This window comes from Pseudomonas putida, assembly GCF_016406145.1.
GTDB lineage: Bacteria > Pseudomonadota > Gammaproteobacteria > Pseudomonadales > Pseudomonadaceae > Aquipseudomonas > Aquipseudomonas putida_E.
Window position 1 is genome coordinate 693,887 of the sequence record NZ_CP066306.1, and the last position, 19,515, is coordinate 713,401.

A 19,515-nucleotide genomic window follows, 5' to 3' on the forward strand; every position below is an offset into this window, starting at 1 on the left:
CAGAAAGCCTCGTATCAGGAGCAGAAGTCCAGGGGCAGACGGCGCGGGACGAACTGGCCCTTGCCCAACTGCTCGGCGTCACGCAGGGTGCGCCAGGTGTAGTCGAGTGCACTGCGCACGGCGCTTTGCAGTTGTTCGCCCAAGGCCAGGCGGCCGGCCAACGTACTGGCCAGGGTACAACCCGAGCCGTGGTAGCTGCCAGGCAGGCGCTGGCAGGTCCAGGTATGACGCTGGCCATCGCGGCTGTACAGGCGGTTGTGGATTTCTTCTTCGTCGCCGTGGCCACCGGTAATCAGCAGGTGTTTACAGAACGGCAACAATTTTTCGGCACACTCGTCTGCCGTACCCTCGGGCAGCTCGGCCAGGATGCGGGCCTCGGGCAGGTTCGGTGTGGCAATGGCGGCCAGCGGCAACAGGCGCTCGCGCAGGGCATAGCCGACCTCGTCCTTGCCCAGCCGGCCACCGCCACCGGCACGCAGCACCGGGTCGCAGACCACCGGCAGGTGTGGGTGGGCACTAAGCAATTCGGCGACGGTATCGACCATTTCGATCGAGCCGAGCATGCCCAGCTTGACTGCGGCTACCGTGGAGTCGGCCAGTACGGCATTGGCCTGGGCCAGCACCCACTCGCGGTCGAGCACGCGGAAGTCGGAAACGTTGACGGTATCCTGCACGGTCAGGGCGGTCACCGCGGGTGCGGCATGACAGCCTTGGGCGATCAGGGCTTCAATATCTGCCTGCAAGCCGGCACCGCCACTTGGGTCGTGGCCGGAGAGACAGAGGACAACGGGGCGGGAGCTGTAGGTATTCATGGTCGGCGAGCTTACCACCAAACCCATTTGTACGGATCGTCCTACAAACGGGTTTTATTGATCAATAGGTCAGCTTTTTGTTTTTGGATGGCCTGAAAGTATTGATATAGAGCCGTTTAAGCTGAAATCAAGATGGCCCGTTGCCAGCCTTCAAAGCTATGCTAGAGTGCTCGGATAACTCGATAAACGGGCTTTGCCGGAATTCGTCGTCTCATAAGGATAGGGGGCCATTGCGACGTGTCCGGGCACGCCATCCTGGGGCCGTATGCGCTATTTGCTGATTTTGCTTCTGGGCTGCTTGCCCGTGCTGGCCACTGCGGTCGATTTCGACGACACCACCCGGTACCTTTCGCTGGGCAGCACCATGCAGGTCTATGAAGACCGCGATGGCAGCGCCAGCATCGCCCAGGTTACCGCACCCACCTTCGCCAAGCGTTTTCGCCTGCACCGTGAACAAGTGCTGAATGCCGGCTATTCGACTTCGGTGTTCTGGCTCAAGGTCGATTTGCGCTACCTGGCCTCGGCGAACCCCGCACCGCGCCAATGGTTACTGGAGCTGGCGTACCCTCCGCTGGATCACCTCGAGCTCTATCTGCCGGGCGCCGATGGTATCTACCGCCTGGCACAGCGTACCGGCGATGCCTTGCCCTACGACAGCCGGCAGATCCGCCAGAACAACTACCTGTTCGAACTGCCGCTGCAGCCCAATCAGGCGACCACCGTCTACCTGCGCCTGCACAGCCAGGGCTCGGTACAGGCGCCTTTGGCGTTGTGGTCTGCCGAGGCTTACATGGAAGAGCAGCCCACTCGCCTGTATGTGCTGGGGATGATCTACGGGGTCTTGCTGGTGATGCTGGTGTACAACCTGTTCATCTTCCTCAGCGTTCGGGACGTCAGTTACCTCTATTACATCCTCTATATTGCCTCGTTCGGCTTCTACCAGGTGTCGGTCAACGGTGCAGGGGTGGCGTACTTCTGGCCGGACAGTCCCTGGTGGGCTAATGCCGCCACGCCATTGTTCATCGGTGCGGCCGGCTTGTTCGGTTGCCAGTTCGCCCGCCACTTCCTGCGCCTGGGTACGATCAGCCGAGGGTTCGATCGGCTGTTGCAGCTGTTGATGCTCGGGGCAGTGCTGGTGATGCTGCTGGCGGTGAGCATGCCCTATGGCATCGCCTTGCGCATGGCCACAGTGCTGGCCCTGCTGTTCACCGTCAGCATTTTCACTGCGGGGGTATATGCCTGGGTGCGCGGTCTGCGGGTGGCGCGCTGGTTCATCATTGCCTGGACGGCGTTCCTGCTGGGCGGGCTGGTCAATACCCTGATGGTGCTGGGGTACCTGCCCAATGTATTCCTGACCATGTATGCCAGCCAGCTTGGTGCGGCGCTGGAAGTGGCGTTGTTGTCCCTGGCGCTGGCCGACCGTATCAACAGCATGCGCGAACAGCAGGCGCAGACCCTGCGTGATACCGGGCGGACACTGGAACAACTGAACCAGCAGCTGGCAAGGAGCAACCACCTCAAGGATGAATTCCTCGCCACAATCACCCATGAACTGCGTACCCCGATGAACGGTGTTATCGGCTCGCTGGAGCTGATGCACACATTGCCGCTGAGCGCCGAGATGGCCCAGTACCACCGCACAGCGGTAGGCTCTGCGCAGAACATGATGGACATGGTCGACGATATTCTCACCCTCACCGAGCTGCAGGCAGGTCGCCTGCGCGCGCAGCCGATGCCGTTCAGCTTGCGCCGAACGCTTCAGGACCTGCGTGCCGGCTATGCTGGAACCGCCCTTGGCAAAGGGCTGTACCTGAGCCTGGACATTCCCGCAGAGCTGCCGGACGAACTGCTTGGCGATGCGCATAAATTGGCGCGCTGCCTGGGTTGCCTGGTGGACAATGGCCTGAAGTTCACCCACCAGGGTGGGGTGATGGTTCAGGTGCGCGGCCGGCGGCTTGGGCCCGACAGCCTGGCGCTGACCTTCACCGTCAGTGACAGCGGTATCGGCTTCGATGATCTGGACCAGGCGATCCTGTATCAGCGCTTCTTCCAGGTCGATGGCTCGATGACCCGGCGCTACGGCGGGCTGGGCATCGGCCTGTCGATCTGCCGGCAGATGGGCGAGGTGCTGGGGGGCACGTTGATGCACGAGTCTACGCGGGGGTTGGGGAGCCGTTTCGAGTTGACACTGAATGTGGCGATAGCGCAGGTGCAGGCAGTGGCGGGCAGGGCGGCTTCGGGGGTTACCCGGTTCTGAAGGCTGCTGGGCGCATGCCACGATGGTGTGCGTTGCCACCTCTTTAGTCATTATTGTCACTTTGACTGACCCACAGGGAGTGCTTCACTGGGACTTTCATGCATACCCGGCCCCAGGAGCTCCCGATGAACCTGCACCAGTACGCTGAAACCCACGAAGTCACCAATCAGCCACCGTCCCTCGACGGCGCCAACCTGTACCGCCTGGACCTGCCGCTGCAGGAGTGGTCGCGGCGTTTCGGTGCCGGCTGGGCCGAATCGCGGATCGATGTCTACGGTGCCTTGGCCGGTGGGCCCCTGATGGCTGCAGGCTTTCTGGCCAACACGCACAAACCAGCGTTCAGCAGCCACGACCGCTACGGGCACCGCATCGATCTGGTGGAGTTCCACCCCGCCTACCACGAGCTGATGCGTACGGCCGTCGAACACGGCCTGCCGTCGTTGCCCTGGGCCGAGCCGCGCCCCGGTGCCCATGTAGCCCGGGCATCGATGACTTACCTGCACAGCCAGGCAGAAGCCGGGACCGGTTGCCCGCTGACCATGACCTTTGCCGCTGTCCCCGCACTCAGGCTGCAGCCTGAGCTGGCCGAGTACTGGTTGCCGAAGATTTTCGCCCGCGAGTACGACCCCCGCAACGTCGGCGATCAGCACAAGGCGGGCGTGACCATTGGCATGGCCATGACAGAAAAGCAGGGCGGTACCGATGTACGCGCCAACACCACCCGCGCCTATCCTGTCGGCAGCCCGGGGCCGGGCCAGGTCTACGAGCTGGTTGGGCATAAATGGTTCTGTTCGGCGCCGATGTGCGACGCCTTCCTGACGCTGGCGCAGACCGACAAAGGCTTGAGCTGTTTCCTCTTGCCACGCCATCGCCCGGATGACAGCCGTAACCAGTTCTACATCCAGCGCCTGAAGAACAAGCTGGGCAACAGCTCCAATGCTTCCAGCGAAGTAGAGTTCCGTGGCGCTCTGGCCTGGATGGTCGGCGAGGAGGGGCGGGGAGTGCCAACCATCATCGAGATGGTGGCCATGACCCGTTTCGACTGCATGGTCGGCTCAAGCGCACTGATGCGCCAGGCTTTGACCCAGGCCACCCACCACTGCGCACACCGCAAGGTCGGCGGCCGGGTACTGAGCGAGCAGCCGCTGATGCAGAACGTGCTGGCCGACCTGGCGCTGGAAAGCGAAGCGGCCCTGGCACTGAGCCTGCGCATGGGGCAAGCGCTAGAGCAACTCGATGACCCGCAGCAGGCGCACTTCGCCCGGTTGGTCACGGCGGTGGGCAAATACTGGATCTGCAAGCGCGCGCCCGCGATGATCAACGAAGCTGCCGAATGCCTGGGCGGCGCGGGTTATGTCGAGGACAGCATTCTGCCGCGCTTGTACCGTGAAGCACCGGTCAACTCCACCTGGGAGGGTTCGGGCAACGTCCAGTGCCTGGACGTACTGCGTGCCTTGTCCAAGGAGCCGGGTGTGCTCGATGCGCTGTTCGCTGAACTGGGCGATGGCCATGGCGATCCACGGCTGGCGGCGCACATCGGCAATCTCAAGGGCGCGTTCGCCGACACGGGCGACATTCAGTATCGTGCCCGGCAGTTGACCGAGGACATCGCCCTGGCCCTGCAGGCCAAGCTGCTGCTGGAAGCGGGCAACACCTCGGTCAGCGATGCCTTCATCGGCAGCCGGCTGGCCGGCGGCGGCCGCGTTTACGGGGCATTGCCGCGCGGCGCCGATGTCCAGGCGTTGGTGGCACGGGCCACGCCGGTCTGGCCTGGCTGACAGGGGGTGTTTTTACGGGCGAAGGCAGGCAAGATGGCTGACATGCATGTCCAGACAGGAAGCACAGTGTGAGCCAAGCCTTTGTAGTCGTTGATACCCCCGAACAGGCCGTCGACCGTCTGGCGGCCTTGCATGAACAGGCCACCGGGGCCCTCAGCCAGGCCCTCAAGCGTTACCTGAAGGACCGCACCGAGCCGGACGCCGACGAGCGCGCCGTTTACCGCTACCCGGCCTTGCGCCTGACCTACTACAGCCACGGCGAAGTCGCCGCCACCACCCGTGCCTATGCCAAGGTACAGGTGGCGGGCACCTATAGCGTAACAGTCACCCAGCCTGCGGCATTTCGGGGTTATCTGCTCGAGCAGTTGCGCCCCTTGATGCACGACTACACCGTGACCGTCGAGGTAGGTGTCAGCGAACAGAACATCCCGTACCCATACGTCGTCGACCAGGGCGATGAGCTGGCTGGCAGCGGCATCACTGCCGCCGAGCTGGCGCGGGTATTCCCCAGTACCGACCTGTCCGCCGCCACCGACGACATTGCCGATGGCCTGTGCGACTGGGGCAGTGCCCAGACACTGCCACTGGCGCTGTTCGACGCCGCCCGCGTGGACTTCTCGCTGCGCCGCCTGGTGCACTACACCGGCAGCGACTGGCGCCATGTGCAGCCTTGGATCCTGCTGACCAACTACCACCGCTATGTCGACCAGTTCATCAGCCATGGCCTTGAACAGCTGCGTGACGACCCGCGCTTCGTGCGCATGGTGCTGCCGGGCAACGTGGCGATCGAAAAAGGCATGGACCATGGTGAGGCCCAGGCCCTGGTGGCCAGCGTGGTCTGGCACCGCTATCAGATGCCGGCGTATCACCTGATCGCCGCTGATGGTGATGGTGTCACCCTGGTCAACATCGGTGTCGGCCCGTCCAACGCCAAGAACATCACCGACCACCTGGCCGTGTTGCGTCCGCATTGCTGGCTGATGATCGGCCACTGCGGGGGGCTGCGTCAGTCGCAGACCATTGGTGACTATGTGCTGGCGCACGCTTACATGCGCCGCGACGGTATCCTTGATCGGGTGGTGCCGCCGAACATCCCGATCCCGGCCCTGGCCGAGGTGCAACTGGCGTTGCAGGAGGCGGCAGCCCAGGTTACCGGCGAACGTGGCGAGGAGTTGAAGAAACGTCTGCGCACCGGCACCGTGCTGACGTACGACGACCGTAACTGGGAGCTACGCTGGGCTCAGGAACGGCCGCTGATCAACCTGTCGCGGGCCGTGGCGGTAGACATGGAGAGCGGTACCATCGCCGCCCAGGGGTATCGCCTGCGGGTGCCATATGGCACCTTGCTGTGTGTGTCCGACAAACCGCTGCACAGCGAAATCAAGCTGCCTGGGTCGGCCAACGCCTTCTACAACCGCGCGGTCAGCCAGCACTTGAAGATCGGCATCGCCGCCCTCGACCTGCTGCGCACCGAGCTCAATTCGCTGCACTCGCGTAAACTGCGCAGCTTCGATGAGCCGCCGTTCCGCTGAGGATCCATGCCACTGCCACCCCGTTCCAAGCCGCGCCACCCCAAGGCGCGGCCCGCCGGCCCAAGGCGCCAGCCCAAGGCGCCCCCGGCCGAGCCGCGCCTGATTCTGTTCAACAAGCCGTTCGATGTGCTTACCCAGTTCAGCGACAGCGATGGCCGTGCCACGCTCAAGGATTACATTGATATTCCTAGCATTTACCCGGCCGGGCGGCTGGACCGTGACAGTGAAGGGTTGCTGTTGCTGACCAACGACGGCGGTTTGCAGGCGCGCATCGCTGACCCCAGGCACAAGCTGGCCAAGACGTACTGGGTGCAGGTGGAAGGCGAACCGAACGATGAGCAGCTAAAGCGGTTGCGCGAAGGCGTGGAGCTCAATGACGGGCCGACCTTGCCTGCCGAAGCACGGCGCCTCGATGAGCCTGAGCTGTGGCCGCGCAACCCGCCGGTACGCTTTCGCAAGAGCGTGCCGACCAGTTGGCTGGAGCTGGTGATTCGAGAGGGGCGTAACCGCCAGGTGCGGCGCATGACAGCGGCGGTGGGCTTGCCGACTCTGCGCCTGGTGCGTGTGCGGATCGGTGATTGGGCGCTGGATGGGCTGGAGCAGGGCTGTTGGCGCGAGGTGCCGGCCAAGCTGTAGGGCTCGCTGGCTTCATCGCCGGCAAGCCGGCTCCCACAGAAAATGCGCAGGCCCTTGCATTTGTGGGCGCCAGCTCGCCGGCGATGAGGCTTGAGCGGACGCTACACCCCTTCCAGAAACCCCACGACCACGGTCTTGATGATAAAGGCCAGCACCCCCAGCCCCAGCACGAAGAACAGGATCATCGTGCCAAAGCGCCCGGCCTTGGATTTCTTTGCCAAGTCCCAGACGATGAAGCCCATGAAACCGATCAGCACGGTCACCAGGATGATCATCATCCATTCTTCGAATACAGCCGGATCCATCTGTGTGTTCTCCAGGCAAGCTCAGCAGCCAATCAACGAAGGTGGGTCAGGGGCAGTTCGGTGCTCGCCAGCACCTGATTGAGCACGAAGCTCGAGCGCACGCTGGTGACGCCTTCAATGCGAGTCAGGCTGCCCAGTAGCAGTTTCTGATAGTGATCCATGTCCGGTACCACCACCTTGAGCTGATAGTCGGCATCCATGCCGGTTACAAGGCTGCATTCGAGCACCTGTGGCAAGTTGCGGATGGCCGCCTCGAAGGTCTCGAAGCGCTCCGGGGTGTGCCGGTCCATACCGATCAGCACGTAAGCCGTCAGGCTCAGGCCAAGCTTTTTGCGGTCGAGCAGGGCGACTTGCCGTGAGATATAGCCGTCGTCTTCCAGTTGCTTGACCCGACGAGAGCAGGGTGAGGGCGACAGGCCAATGCGTTCGGCCAGCTCCTGGTTGGAAATGCGCGCATCGCGCTGCAATTCGGCGAGGATGCTCAGGTCGTAGCGGTCAAGCTTGCTCATGGAAAAGGCCTTTTCTGATCAGATTGCGGCGAATTATCGATCCAGGGTTAAAAATTGCGCAAGTGCTATTTATCTGAGCAATCTTCGCAATCCGCTGCCGCCCCCTGTCCCGTATCTTTATCAACAGAATCACTGCCCGGACATCAGTCCCCGGCGACGCGCCCTAGGCGGGCGGTCGCGGCCAGCCATCCAACAGGATCCGCCAGGCCCCCGGGCTACGTACCTCCACAAGAGCGTATGAGGTGAGCCGGCGCCACAAGTGCCGAGCACGGACGACAATTCTCAAAGGGAGGCCTCAAGGCCTCCCTTTTTTCATGGCCGCGATTTCATCTGTTTGTCCGTTACAGGCACGGTAGACTGGCAGCGTGCCGTTATCTTGACCGTGAGGAACAACATGAAGTCGCGCATCTGGCAGTTGGCAGGTGTTGGTTTGCTTGGCGTGAGCATCTGCCTGGGGGCGATGGCCCAGGGCCCTGACGACGGGCATGGTGGCAATGGCCGGCAGGATCCCAACGGTAGCTACGAAGGCCGTTCGCCGCTCAACTCGCGCGATGAAGTGCACCAGACCCAGCCAGCCCGCCAGGGCTACTACCAGGATATTCCCCGGCGCAATGCCGATTACCGGCACTGGGAAGCTGGCGGCCCTGGTCAACGGCCTGGTGGCGACTGGCAGGGGCGGCCGGATGGCCATGGCAATGGTTGGGGGCCGGGGCCGCAGTATCGTCCCGGGCACAGCATCGACCATTTCCCGGACCGCTACTGGAAAGTGCCGTACCGTGGGCAGGACTATTTCTACTCAGGGGGTTACTGGTACCGGCCGCAGGGCGGCAGCTACATCGTGGTAGCCCCGCCTTACGGGGTGCGGGTCGGCTACCTGCCATCCTATGCACGTGAAGTGTGGGTGGGGGGGGCCCTGCTTTTCCTGGTTGCCGATACGTATTACCAGTACCTGGCAGACAGCCGCGAGTACGTGGTGGTCAGCCCACCTGCGGTTGCACCGGCCCCGGTGGCGCAAGCCCCTTCGGGCAATGCATATGATGTGGTGGCGTACCCGATGCACGGGCAAGGCCAGGAGCAACAGGACCAAGACCGCTACCAGTGCCATCGGTGGGCGGTGAGCGAGTCCAACTTCGACCCCGCCACCGCACCCAGCGCACCGCCGGCCAATGTTGCAGACAACTACCGGCGGGCGCTGGGGGCCTGTTTCAGTGGCCGGGGCTACAGTATCAATTGAGCCTCAGACGGGGTCGGCATGCACCATCACATCCGCCTGAGGATAACGCTGGCGGATGACTTCAGAGGCCTGGACGCACAGGGCATGTGCTTCGTGCAACGGCAACTGCCCAGGCAGCTCCAGATGCAGTTGCACGAACCACTGATTGCCCGACACCCTGGTGCGCAGGTCATGCACACCTTTGACCCCGGCAATGCCCAGCACCAGTTCGACCATGCCCTCGCCGATGTCGCCGGGCAGTTCCTTGTCCATCAGGATTGCCGTGCTTTCCCGGGCGATCTGCAGTGCACTCCACAGGATGTACAGCGCGATACCCAGGCCAAACAGCGCATCCAGCTGCGGCCAGCCGTAGCGTGCCAGCAGCAAGGCCAGCAGGATGCTGCCATTTAGCAGCAGGTCAGAGCGATAATGCAGCGAGTCGGCACGCACCGCTGTTGAGCCTGTTACGCGCACCACCTTGCGTTGCAGTGCCAGCAAGGCGAGCGTCAGTACCAGCGACAGCAGCATCACGCCGATACCGATTGCAGTGTCCCCCAGGGGCTGTGGTGATTGCAGGCGCTCGGCGGCCTGAACCCCGATCAGTACCGCACTCACGCCGATGAACACCGCCTGGGCCATGCCTGCCAAGGCTTCTGCCTTGCCGTGGCCGAAGCGATGGTCATCATCAGCCGGGCGTAGCGCATAGTGCACTGCGAGCAGGTTGAGGAACGAGGCGACCGCGTCCAGCGCCGAATCGGTCAGCCCGGCCAGCAGGCTGACCGAGCCACTCAGCCACCAGGCCACGGCCTTGCTCAGTACTAGGATGCTGGCCACTGCGAGCGACGCGCGGGTGGCCAGGCGTAGCAGGCGCTGGTGTTCAGCCGAGGTGATCATGCCGAGGGTGGCTTCCTTGCAGGTTTCAGGCTGTCGGCACCAGGCCGAACGCTGCCAGTTGCTCGACGCTGCCGCGATGCTGGATCAACCGCGGGTCGTCCAGTGGCAGGCGCTGGCCCAGTTCGCTTTCGAGAATGGCCTGCAGCTTGAGGTTGTCGACCTTGCCATCGGGCTTGATGGCTTCGCGCAGTTTCTCTGGCGCTACTTGTGCCGTGGTGCCCCCAGGGTAGTAGATGGCACCTGTGGCGAAGTCGACGCCAAAGGCAATCAGGCCAGGGATCACGTAGAACAGAATACCGATGGCATCGAGGGCGACGATTACCGGGTCGACCTTGCCCTCGATCTGCCCGCGGCGTTCGGGGTAGAACAGCGTGCCGCAGGCCGTCAGCTGGGTCAGCAAGGTGGCGATGAGGGCGCCACCGATGACGCGGGATGGGATGCGCATTTGAATCTCCGAAGAAAGTTGCCTCAAGGTGGGGCGATACGCCGGCACCTGTTGGTAAGACCATGATAGAGCAGGCTGGGTTCGCCGTTATACTCGCCAGACTGTTCGAGGACCACCATGATTTCCTTACCAATCGATGCTGCCCTGCCGGCTTTGCGCCATGCCTTGGAAAACCGTCACGAAGCGGTGCTCGAGGCGCCGCCCGGCGCAGGCAAGACTACCCGTGTACCGCTGGCACTGTTGAATGAACCCTGGTTGGCCGGGCAAACCATCGTGATGCTGGAGCCGCGCAGGTTGGCGGCGCGTGCGGCGGCAGAACGGCTGGCCAGTGAGCTGGGCGAGAAAGTCGGTGAAACGGTGGGTTACCGCATTCGCCTGGACAGCAAGGTCGGGCCCAATACCCGTATCGAAGTGGTCACCGAAGGCATCCTGACCCGCCGGTTGCAGGCAGACCCTGCGCTGGAGGGCGTAGGGCTGCTGATCTTCGATGAGTTTCACGAGCGTAGCCTGGATGCCGACCTGGCCTTGGCGCTGAGTCTCAATGGCCGGGAGCTGCTGCGCGACGATCCGCCGCTGAAAATTCTGCTGATGTCCGCAACCCTGGAGGGCGAGCGCCTGTCCCGCCTGCTCGACGACGCGCCGGTGATCAGCAGCGAAGGCCGCATGTACCCGGTTGATATTCGTTGGGGCCGGCCGTTCCAGCCAGGGGAATTCATCGAGCCGCGGGTGGTGGACAGCGTGCTGCAGGCCTTGGCCGATCAACCCGGCAGTGTGCTGGTGTTCCTCCCCGGCCAGGCTGAGATCCGCAGGGTTCACCAACGTTTGCAGGAATCATTGGCCGAGCGCCCGGACATTCTGCTGTGCCCCTTGCATGGCGAACTCGACCTCAATGCCCAGCGTGCGGCCATCGATCCGGCGCCCCAGGGCCTGCGCAAGGTCGTTCTGGCCACAAACATCGCCGAGACCAGCCTGACCATCGACGGTGTGCGCGTGGTCATCGATGCCGGCCTTGCCCGGGTACCGCGTTTCGACCCCGGCAGCGGCATGACGCGCCTGGACACCCAGCGTATCTCCCGTGCCAGCGCCACCCAGCGGGCTGGCCGTGCGGGGCGCCTGGAACCGGGCGTTTGCTACCGCCTGTGGTCAGAGACCCAGCACGACCAGTTGGCAGCACATGGCAGTGCCGAAATCCTCCAGGCAGACCTGGCGGGCCTGGCGTTGCAGCTTGGTCGATGGGGTGTTGCGCCTGACCAGTTGCGCTGGCTGGACCAGCCTCCAGCGGCGGCATTTTCCCAGGCGCAGGACCTGCTGGCGCGGCTTGGCGCTTTCAAGCTGGGCAGCCGCGATAACCTCAGTGAACACGGCCAGGCCATGGCCGAGCTTCCGGCTCACCCGCGTATCGCTCACCTGCTGCTGCGCGGCCAGGATCTGGGCTTGGCCGCGATGGCCTGCGATGTTGCCGCCTTGTTGGGCGAGCGCGATATCCAGCGCGCAGGTGGCGCCGACCTGCATAGCCGGCTGGCACTGATCAGCGGCGACAGCAAGGTCAGCCGTGACGCCCAGGGAGGTGTGCAGCGTGCCCGGCAGTTGGCCCGCCAGTACCGGGGGCTGCTGCGCGGCAAGGCCAGGGCGGGGGTTGCCGATCCCGAGCATCCACGCTGGCTCGGCGCCCTGCTGGCGTTGGCCTATCCCGACCGGGTTGCCCAGCAGCGTCGCGAAGGCGGGGCCGAGTACCGCCTGGCCAACGGCCGTGCTGCTTTGTTCGCCGAGGCCGATGCGCTGATGAAATGCCCGTGGTTGGTCATCGCCGACCTGGGCAGCCGCCAGGGGCAGCGGGAGGAGCGGATTTACCTGGCTGCCGAATTCGACCCGGCGCTGCTCGACGATGTGCTGGCCGAACAGGTCGAGCGCGTCGACATTCTCGACTGGGACGAGCGCGAGCAGGTGTTGCGTGCCGAGCGTCAGACCAAGGTCGGCGAACTGGTGCTCAGCCGTGAACCGTTGCCTGGGCTGGATGACGACGCCCGCGCCAGGGCACTGCTAGGCTTGGTGCGGCGCAAAGGCCTGAACCTGCTGAGCTGGACGCCAGAGCTACGCCAGTGGCAGGCGCGCATAGCGCTATTACGCCAGCTAGACCTGGAAAAAGACGGCCATAGCGAGTGGCCCGACCTAAGCGACGAGGCGCTACTGGCCAGCCTGGAGCACTGGCTGCAGCCTTATCTGGGCAAAGTGTCCCGGCTGAGCCATTTCGCCGCCCTGGACCTGCCTTCGATCTTGCGTAATCTGTTGCCCTGGCCGCTGCCCCAGCGCCTGGACGAATGGGCGCCAGCGCACCTGGCTGTGCCGTCGGGCTCCAGTATCCGCCTCGACTACAGTGAAAACCCGCCGATCCTCGCCGTGCGCCTGCAAGAGCTGTTCGGCCTGGCTGACACACCGCGCATCGCCCAAGGTCGCCAGCAGGTCAAGCTGCATCTGCTGTCGCCAGCGCGGCGGCCAGTGCAGGTGACGCAGGACTTGGCCAGCTTCTGGCGCACCACCTATGCAGAGGTGAAGAAGGACCTCAAGGGTAGATACCCCAAGCATTACTGGCCGGACGACCCGCTGGTGGCTGAGGCCACCGCGCGGGCAAAACCGCGTGGCACCTGACGGTCAGGGTTCAGACGGCCTGCTGGAGGAGGAAGGTGAGCGTTTCGCCTTCTTTCGTGTTGATCAGGTACATGGAATGCCCGCTGTGATGGGGGGTGTCCCTGATCGCGCCTGCCCGATAGCCCTGATGATCACGCAGGTGGCAGATCAGGCCATGTTCCGTCAGCTCCAGCGGTTCGATCTTCCAGTAATCGGTTACCTCTGCTCGCTGGTAGAAGCCCAGATACCCGTTGAAACTCAGGCCGAGCTTCTTGTGGGGCCGCGCCGGGCCGCTGAGACTGATGTGATAATGCAGACGGTCTTGCGTCTTTGAGTCGAAGGTAAAGTCCAGGCGTATGGAACCCTGGTCGCCCCCAGCCATGAGCCAGTCGTCCTGCGGCGTGATCCCCCAGTGCCATTTATCGTGGCTGGTGCTCAAGCGAAGGGGGACATACTTGTCGGTGGCCATTGCGTAAAGATGGCCACTGAACGACCTGCCGTACCTGTTCTGAATTTCCGGGTTCATGTGCGAACCTCCAAGGTGGGTGGGATCGGCACCTTAATCTCCCGGGCAGGCCACGCTGGAGTCTGAACTCTTTCCTTCAGGCGTCGTTCTTGCTCTCCAGCAGCATGAACAGGCGATACAGCACCACGGTACTGAACAACTGCAGGAAGCCGAGCAGGCTGGCCATGGCCAGCTCCAGGGCGGGGGCAGGCTCGGGGAAGGCGATCAGCAGCAGCCCGTCGATCAGCCAGATCGGTGCGAGCACGGCAAGTACGCAGAGCATGATGCGCATGAAGTGCCCGGTGGTCATGCGTGCGCTTTCGCGCATCGACTGCACCACCGGCAGGCCGCGCAGCACCAGCAGATACTCGGCGAACACCAGGTTGATCATGATCCATACCCCCGGGAAAACCAGCAGCGCCAGCCCCGCCATGATCAGCAGCGAACTGATCATGATCAGCAGTGCCAATTGCGGCCATAGCTGCATGGCGCGGGCAAACAGCTCGCGTTTGGGGATCTCCTGGCCGTTGCTGCGGGTGTCGAGGTAAAGAATCAGCGCTGCACTGTAAAGCGGGTAGAACAGCAGGCTCACCAGCATGCTGTAGGCCGGTGATGCCTGGTCGCCCAACTGCTGGTACAACAGTTGGGTTACCAGGGCTTCGAGTACGACCAGCGGCAAGCACAGCGGGATGATGTTTGCCAGGTGGCGGCGGAAGAAGTAGAGGGAGTCGCGCAAAACGCTCAGCGGATTCATCGGTCAACATCGCATGGCAGTAAAAGCAGGGGCCTAACTTTAGCCCAGAGCAGTCAATTGCTGAAAAAAGTTTCACCGTGCCTGTGATTGAATCCGCCGCCTGCGCGCCCCATCTTTGACACGTCCGATGTCCCGCTTCCCACGAGGTAGCCCATGAACACTGAAGAACAAACCCTGATCGATGGCCTGTTTGGCCGCATCAAACAAGCCGAAGACCCCAGCCAGCCGCGTGATGCACAGGCCCAGGCGCGCATCGAGGAACACCTGCGCGAGCAGCCGGCGGCGCCTTACTACATGGCCCAGGCAATCCTGGTACAGGAAGCGGTGCTCAAGCGCCTGGACGAACAGAACAAGCAACTGGAAGCAGAGCTCAAACAGGCTCGTGCCCAGGTCGAGGCTTCCCGCACCAGCAGCACCAGCAGCACCAGCAGTGGTGGCTTCCTCTCCAGCATCTTTGGCGCCAGTGGGCGTAATCCGCAGCCTGCCCAACCATCACAGCAGCCCCAGCGGCCTGCCACGCCGGTCGCTTCGGCAGGCGGTTGGCGGGAGCCGAGTGCCCCGGGCTTCTCCCAGCCGCAGGCGGCGCAACCTGGTTTCGGCGCCGCGCCGGCTCGGGGTGGTGCCAGCAGCTTCCTGGGCGGCGCAATGCAGACCGCTGCCGGTGTGGCCGGTGGTGTGTTGCTGGCACAAGGCATCAGCAGCCTGTTCAACCACCACTCGCAGCCTGAAGAGGTGGTCGAGGTGATCAAGGAAGAACCGGCCCCGGCCAGTGATACCGCGGGTTGGAACGACGAGGGCGCGCAGTCGCAGGTGGCCGACAATGGTGGCTGGGGCGCTGATCAGGGTGGTTTCGCTGACAGCGATTATGGCAGCGATGATGGCGGCTTCTTCTCGGACGACGACACCTTCGTCTGATCGGTCTGGCATACTGCTGGCATTTTCGGGGGCGCATTGCGCCCCCTTCAGCCGAGGGTATGTAGTGAAGAAAATCGCACTGTTCGCCGATGTGCAGAACCTCTACTACACCGTGCGCCAGGCCCACGGCTGTCACTTCAACTACACCGCGCTGTGGTCTGAAGTCAGCCGCGAGGGTGAGATCGTCGAGGCCGTGGCGTATGCCATCGACCGTGGGGACAGCAAACAGCAGCAGTTCCAGCAGATCCTGCGCAACCTTGGTTTCGATGTGCGCCTCAAGCCGTTCATCCAGCGCAGCGATGGTTCGGCCAAAGGTGACTGGGATGTGGGGATAACCCTGGATGTGATCGATGCAGCCAGCCGTGTCGATCAGGTCGTACTGGCTTCGGGCGATGGTGATTTCGACCTGCTGCTGGAGCGGGTGATACAGCGTCATGGCGCCGAGGCGGTGGTTTACGGTGTGCCGGGGTTGACCGCCATGTCGCTGATACGGGCGGCCAGCCGCTATGTGCCGATCGAAGGGCGTCTGTTGTTGAAGCATTGAAGCTCGGCGGCGCTTGACCGCCATTGCGCCGTATACCCCAGCCATTACGCAAAATTGTGCCGCCCAATTAATCCGGTTTTGTAACTTAATCTTGGCGGCGAGGCTCCCTAAACTCATTTCCCCGTAAACGGATTTCGAGTTTTGCCATGCCTGCCTCCCGCCGCTTCCCGTTATTGCTGATTGGTGCCTTTCTGGCTTTGTATCTGGTCTGGGGCTCCACCTACCTGTTCATTCGCATTGGTGTGGAGTCCTGGCCGCCGATGCTGATGGCCGGGGTGCGATTCCTTATCGCCGGGGGCCTGCTCTATGGGTTTTTGCGCTGGCGCGGGGTGCCGGCGCCGACCTGGCCGCAATGGCGTGCGGCAGGGGCCATCGGTTTTCTGCTGCTCAGTTGCGGCAATGGTGGCGTGACGGTTGCAGAGCATGCTGGCGTTGCCTCCGGCGTCGCTGCGCTGGCGGTGGCTACTGTGCCGCTGTTTACCTTGGTGTTTGGCCTGCTGTTTGGCCATCGCAATTCGCGCCTGGAGTGGGCGGGCATCGTCCTTGGGCTGGTTGGCATCGGCCTGCTCAACCTCGGCTCTAACCTGCAGGCCAGCCCCATCGGTGCGGCGCTGATCCTGTTTGCGGCTGCCGCCTGGGCGTTCGGATCGGTCTGGAGCAAGAGCCTGCCGTTACCCCAAGGCCCCATGGCCAGTGCGGCCCAGATGCTGGTCGGTGGTGCTGTATTGCTGTTGGGCAGCGCCCTGTCGGGTGAGCGCATGACTCAGATGCCCACTGCGGCAGGCTGGGGCGCATTGGCTTATCTGGTCTTGTTCGGCTCGATCCTGGCATTCAGCGCCTACATGTACCTGCTCAAGCATGTGCGCCCGGCCGCGGCCACCAGCTACGCCTATGTCAACCCGGCGGTTGCAGTGTTGCTTGGTATCGTCTTTGCCGGCGAGCAGATCGGCGCAGAGGAATGCCTGGCGATGGCGGTAATCATCAGTGCCGTGGTGCTGATCGGCCTGCCGCAGTGGCGCAGGCCGGCGCAGCCCACTGCATCGCTTGAGGGCGAAACCTGCAAGTAGGCCGGGGTGTTGCGGTAAACTTGCCGCCTTCGCTGAACCCCCTGACGGTATTGCCATGAATTTCGCCAAACTCGGCCTGATCGAACCGTTGCTGCGCACCCTGCAGCAGCTGGACTACACCACCCCGACCCCGGTCCAGGCCCAGGCCATCCCCGCCGTGCTGGCCGGCCGCGACCTGATGGCCGCAGCCCAGACCGGCACCGGCAAGACTGCCGGTTTTGCGCTGCCTGTGCTGCAGCGCCTGGCCCTGGAAGGGGAAAAGGTCGCCAGCAACTCGATCCGTGCGCTGGTGTTGGTACCGACCCGTGAATTGGCCGAGCAGGTGCACAACAACGTGCGCGAATACGCCGAAAACCTGCCGCTCAGCACTTACGCGGTGTATGGCGGGGTCAGCATCAACCCGCAAATGATGCGCCTGCGTCGTGGCGTCGACCTGCTGGTGGCTACCCCGGGGCGCTTGCTCGACCTGTTCCGCCAGAACGCGGTGAAGTTCAACCAGGTGCAGACCCTGGTGCTCGACGAAGCCGACCGCATGCTCGACCTGGGTTTTGCCGAAGAGCTGCAGTCGGTATACGCGGCACTGCCGCGCAAGCGCCAGACGCTGCTGTTCTCCGCTACCTTCTCTGACCAGATCCGCATGCTGGCAGGGCTGGCGCTCAATGACCCGCTGAGCATCGAGGTCAGCCCGCGCAACGCGGCTGCCACCACGGTCAAGCAGTGGCTGGTGCCGGTGGACAAGAAGCGCAAGGTCGACCTGTTCTGCCACCTGCTGCGCAAGCAGCGCTGGAAGCAGGTACTGGTGTTTGCCAAGACTCGCAATGGCGTAGACCAGTTGGTCGAGCGGCTGCTGGGCGAGGGCGTGAACGCCGATGGCATTCACGGTGACCGCCCGCAAGCCACGCGCCAGCGCGCGCTGGACAGCTTCAAGGCCCGTGAGATCCAGGTACTGGTCGCCACCGACGTTGCCGCCCGTGGCCTGGACATCGACGACCTGCCGTTGGTGGTCAACCTCGACCTGCCGATCGTGGCCGAGGATTATGTGCACCGTATTGGTCGCACGGGCCGTGCAGGCAATAAAGGCGAGGCGATCTCGCTGGTATGCGCCGATGAAGTGCAGCAGTTGGCCACGATCGAGACGCTGATTCGCCAGACCTTGCCGCGCCACGAGGAACCGGACTTCATCCCTGATCACCGGGTGCCGATGACCGATGCCAGTGGCCAGGTGATCAAGAAGCCGAAAAAGCCCAAGAAGCCGAAAGAGAACAGTGCCAAGCGCGGGCTGGGGCGCTGGATGGACAGTGGCGACGAGGCTCCGGTCAAGTCGGTGCGCAAAGTGCCGAGCTTCAATACCGGGCCGAAGAAGCGCAAGCCCTGAGGTTTTGGGGCTGCTTTGCAGCCCTTTCGCGACACAAGGCCGCTCCTACGTGCGGTCGCGAAAGGGTCGCAAAGCGGCCCCGCATCCTGTCACGCAGACCGCGCCAGCCATTGCGCCGCCGCCCGCCCGGCCCGCAACCCACTGGCGAAGCAATTTTCGCCGTCAATAGATACCCCCCCGTCGGCGCCTCCCAGTCCAGCATCTCGCCGGCACAGAACACCCCAGGCATGCCCTTGAGCATCAACCCCTCATCCAGCCCCTCGAAGCGCACGCCACCGGCACTGCTGATCGCCTCGTCCAGGGGCCGGGTGCGTACCAGCGTGATCGGCAGCGCCTTGATCGCGCGCGCCAGGGCGGGCATGTCGGCAAACGTCGCCTGATCGGTCAGTTCACGCAGCAGTGCCGCCTTCACCCCGTCGATGCCCAGTTGGCTGTGCAGGTGCTTGGCCATCGACCGCGAACCACGCGGCTTGGCCAGGGCCTGGGCAATCTTGTCCACAGGCTTGTCCGGCAGCAGGTCGAGCAGCAGCGTTGCCTGGCCGTCGCGGTTGATAGCCTCGCGCAACGGTGCAGACCAGGCATACACCAGGCTGCCCTCGACACCCTGGGCGGTAAGGATGAACTCACCTTTGCGCGTTGCCGTGCCTGGCATGCCCAGGGCGATGTTCTTCAGTGGCGCGCCGGCGAACTTGTCCCTGAGCAGCGCACTCCAGCCTGCGACTTCAAACCCGCAGTTGCTCGCTTGCAAGGGGGAGATATCCACAGCCCGTTCGGCCAGCACAGATTGCCAGGCACCGTCGGAGCCCAGCCTGGCCCAACTGCCGCCACCCAAGGCCAACACGACAACATCAGCCTTTACCTGCAGTTCGCCCTGTGGATAAGCGATTTGCAAGGCACCGTCGGCACCCCAGCCCAGCCAGCGATGGCGGGTGTGGATAACTACGCCGCTGTCGCGCAGGCGTTTGAGCCAGGCGCGTAGCAACGGCGCGGCTTTCATGTCGGTCGGGAAGACTCGGCCCGAAGTGCCCACGAAGGTTTCGATGCCCAAGCCGTGAATCCACTGGCGCAGGGCATCGGCATCGAAATCGGCCAGCAGCCGCTTTATCTCGTTTTCGCGTTCGGCATAGCGCGCCACGAACTGGGGATAGGGCTCGGAATGGGTGATGTTCATGCCGCCGACGCCCGCCAGCAGAAACTTGCGGCCCACCGACGGCATGGCGTCGAACACCTGCACTGCAAGGCCCGCCTGGGCCAGGGCTTCGGCGGCCATCAGGCCGGCGGGGCCGGCGCCGATGACGACAGCCAGGGGAGGAGATGCGGGGCGTAGATCGGACATGGTGGGCAGCAGG

At 63.6% G+C, this 19,515-nt stretch carries 17 protein-coding genes and 1 pseudogene; 10 read left to right on the top strand and 8 right to left on the bottom strand.

All coding sequences use genetic code 11. The features are described from left to right. Positions 1-14: 14 nt before the first annotated feature. Complete coding sequence (locus JET17_RS03195) at positions 15-812, bottom strand: hydroxymethylpyrimidine/phosphomethylpyrimidine kinase (RefSeq protein ID WP_042111871.1); 798 nt, start codon at positions 810-812, stop codon at positions 15-17. Between the two features lie 265 nt (positions 813-1,077). Between JET17_RS03195 and JET17_RS03200 the strand changes: the two genes are divergently transcribed. From JET17_RS03200 to JET17_RS03215, 4 genes are all read left to right on the top strand, one after another. Next, the gene (locus JET17_RS03200) at positions 1,078-3,069 is read left to right on the top strand and encodes a sensor histidine kinase (RefSeq protein ID WP_012312576.1); all 1,992 of its coding nucleotides are present in this window, start codon (positions 1,078-1,080) and stop codon (positions 3,067-3,069) included. A gap of 125 nt (positions 3,070-3,194) precedes the next feature. After that, a complete protein-coding gene (locus tag JET17_RS03205) occupies positions 3,195-4,847 on the top strand; it encodes an acyl-CoA dehydrogenase family protein (protein WP_042111125.1) in 1,653 nt (550 codons plus the stop codon). Between the two features lie 68 nt (positions 4,848-4,915). After that, on the top strand, positions 4,916-6,379 hold the full coding sequence (gene amn, locus JET17_RS03210) for an AMP nucleosidase (protein WP_012312578.1): 1,464 nt from the start codon (positions 4,916-4,918) through the stop codon (positions 6,377-6,379). Positions 6,380-6,385: 6 nt separating this feature from the next. After that, the gene (locus JET17_RS03215) at positions 6,386-7,015 is read left to right on the top strand and encodes a pseudouridine synthase (protein WP_012312579.1); all 630 of its coding nucleotides are present in this window, start codon (positions 6,386-6,388) and stop codon (positions 7,013-7,015) included. Between the two features lie 101 nt (positions 7,016-7,116). Here JET17_RS03215 and JET17_RS03220 read toward each other — a convergent pair whose 3' ends face one another. Together JET17_RS03220 and JET17_RS03225 are read right to left on the bottom strand one after the other, a co-directional pair. Beyond that, positions 7,117-7,320, bottom strand: coding sequence for a DUF2788 domain-containing protein (locus tag JET17_RS03220; protein ID WP_012312580.1), 204 nt, complete (start codon positions 7,318-7,320; stop codon positions 7,117-7,119). A gap of 32 nt (positions 7,321-7,352) precedes the next feature. Further along, positions 7,353-7,829: an Lrp/AsnC family transcriptional regulator gene (locus JET17_RS03225; protein ID WP_003249795.1), complete on the bottom strand. Its 477-nt coding sequence runs from the start codon at positions 7,827-7,829 to the stop codon at positions 7,353-7,355. A 394-nt stretch (positions 7,830-8,223) separates the two neighbouring features. Between JET17_RS03225 and JET17_RS03230 the strand changes: the two genes are divergently transcribed. Then, positions 8,224-9,063, top strand: coding sequence for a DUF6515 family protein (locus JET17_RS03230; protein ID WP_012312581.1), 840 nt, complete (start codon positions 8,224-8,226; stop codon positions 9,061-9,063). Positions 9,064-9,066: 3 nt separating this feature from the next. Here the strand turns inward: JET17_RS03230 and JET17_RS03235 are convergent, their stop codons facing one another. Both JET17_RS03235 and JET17_RS03240 read right to left on the bottom strand, forming a co-directional pair. Further along, entirely contained in the window at positions 9,067-9,936 is an 870-nt protein-coding gene (locus JET17_RS03235; protein ID WP_012312582.1) for a cation diffusion facilitator family transporter, read from the bottom strand. 25 nt (positions 9,937-9,961) lie between these two features. Next, a complete protein-coding gene (locus JET17_RS03240) occupies positions 9,962-10,381 on the bottom strand; it encodes a hypothetical protein (protein ID WP_012312583.1) in 420 nt (139 codons plus the stop codon). 117 nt (positions 10,382-10,498) lie between these two features. On the opposite strand from JET17_RS03240, the gene hrpB reads away from it, so the two are divergent. Beyond that, complete coding sequence (gene hrpB, locus JET17_RS03245; RefSeq protein WP_012312584.1) at positions 10,499-13,027, top strand: ATP-dependent helicase HrpB; 2,529 nt, start codon at positions 10,499-10,501, stop codon at positions 13,025-13,027. Positions 13,028-13,037: 10 nt separating this feature from the next. Here the strand turns inward: hrpB and JET17_RS03250 are convergent, their stop codons facing one another. Beyond that, the gene (locus JET17_RS03250; RefSeq protein WP_012312585.1) at positions 13,038-13,532 is read right to left on the bottom strand and encodes a hypothetical protein; all 495 of its coding nucleotides are present in this window, start codon (positions 13,530-13,532) and stop codon (positions 13,038-13,040) included. Positions 13,533-13,608: 76 nt separating this feature from the next. Continuing rightward, on the bottom strand, positions 13,609-14,265 hold the full coding sequence (locus JET17_RS03255) for a YciC family protein (protein ID WP_012312586.1): 657 nt from the start codon (positions 14,263-14,265) through the stop codon (positions 13,609-13,611). 153 nt (positions 14,266-14,418) lie between these two features. Between JET17_RS03255 and JET17_RS03260 the strand changes: the two genes are divergently transcribed. From JET17_RS03260 to JET17_RS03275, 4 genes are all read left to right on the top strand, one after another. Further along, on the top strand, positions 14,419-15,180 hold the full coding sequence (locus tag JET17_RS03260) for a DUF2076 domain-containing protein (protein ID WP_012312587.1): 762 nt from the start codon (positions 14,419-14,421) through the stop codon (positions 15,178-15,180). A 64-nt stretch (positions 15,181-15,244) separates the two neighbouring features. After that, a complete protein-coding gene (locus JET17_RS03265) occupies positions 15,245-15,724 on the top strand; it encodes an NYN domain-containing protein (RefSeq protein WP_012312588.1) in 480 nt (159 codons plus the stop codon). A 146-nt stretch (positions 15,725-15,870) separates the two neighbouring features. Next, complete coding sequence (gene yedA / locus JET17_RS03270; protein ID WP_012312589.1) at positions 15,871-16,791, top strand: drug/metabolite exporter YedA; 921 nt, start codon at positions 15,871-15,873, stop codon at positions 16,789-16,791. Positions 16,792-16,846: 55 nt separating this feature from the next. Beyond that, positions 16,847-18,166: a DEAD/DEAH box helicase gene (locus tag JET17_RS03275; RefSeq protein ID WP_012312590.1), complete on the top strand. Its 1,320-nt coding sequence runs from the start codon at positions 16,847-16,849 to the stop codon at positions 18,164-18,166. An 89-nt stretch (positions 18,167-18,255) separates the two neighbouring features. Here JET17_RS03275 and JET17_RS03280 read toward each other — a convergent pair. Beyond that, positions 18,256-19,502: pseudogene (locus tag JET17_RS03280) on the bottom strand (TIGR03862 family flavoprotein). Between the last annotated feature and the right edge of the window lie 13 nt (positions 19,503-19,515).

Bases quoted from the DNA above. Each gene is read 5' to 3' on its own strand.
- JET17_RS03260 (WP_012312587.1), top strand. From the start codon at position 14,419: ATGAACACTGAAGAACAAACCCTGATCGATGGCCTGTTTGGCCGCATC.
- JET17_RS03225 (WP_003249795.1), bottom strand. From the start codon at position 7,829: ATGAGCAAGCTTGACCGCTACGACCTGAGCATCCTCGCCGAATTGCAG.
- JET17_RS03240 (WP_012312583.1), bottom strand. From the start codon at position 10,381: ATGCGCATCCCATCCCGCGTCATCGGTGGCGCCCTCATCGCCACCTTG.
- yedA (WP_012312589.1), top strand. From the start codon at position 15,871: ATGCCTGCCTCCCGCCGCTTCCCGTTATTGCTGATTGGTGCCTTTCTG.
- JET17_RS03255 (WP_012312586.1), bottom strand. From the start codon at position 14,265: ATGAATCCGCTGAGCGTTTTGCGCGACTCCCTCTACTTCTTCCGCCGC.
- JET17_RS03200 (WP_012312576.1), top strand. From the start codon at position 1,078: ATGCGCTATTTGCTGATTTTGCTTCTGGGCTGCTTGCCCGTGCTGGCC.
- hrpB (WP_012312584.1), top strand. From the start codon at position 10,499: ATGATTTCCTTACCAATCGATGCTGCCCTGCCGGCTTTGCGCCATGCC.
- JET17_RS03205 (WP_042111125.1), top strand. From the start codon at position 3,195: ATGAACCTGCACCAGTACGCTGAAACCCACGAAGTCACCAATCAGCCA.
- JET17_RS03235 (WP_012312582.1), bottom strand. From the start codon at position 9,936: ATGATCACCTCGGCTGAACACCAGCGCCTGCTACGCCTGGCCACCCGC.
- JET17_RS03215 (WP_012312579.1), top strand. From the start codon at position 6,386: ATGCCACTGCCACCCCGTTCCAAGCCGCGCCACCCCAAGGCGCGGCCC.
- JET17_RS03250 (WP_012312585.1), bottom strand. From the start codon at position 13,532: ATGAACCCGGAAATTCAGAACAGGTACGGCAGGTCGTTCAGTGGCCAT.
- JET17_RS03275 (WP_012312590.1), top strand. From the start codon at position 16,847: ATGAATTTCGCCAAACTCGGCCTGATCGAACCGTTGCTGCGCACCCTG.
- JET17_RS03195 (WP_042111871.1), bottom strand. From the start codon at position 812: ATGAATACCTACAGCTCCCGCCCCGTTGTCCTCTGTCTCTCCGGCCAC.
- JET17_RS03230 (WP_012312581.1), top strand. From the start codon at position 8,224: ATGAAGTCGCGCATCTGGCAGTTGGCAGGTGTTGGTTTGCTTGGCGTG.
- JET17_RS03220 (WP_012312580.1), bottom strand. From the start codon at position 7,320: ATGGATCCGGCTGTATTCGAAGAATGGATGATGATCATCCTGGTGACC.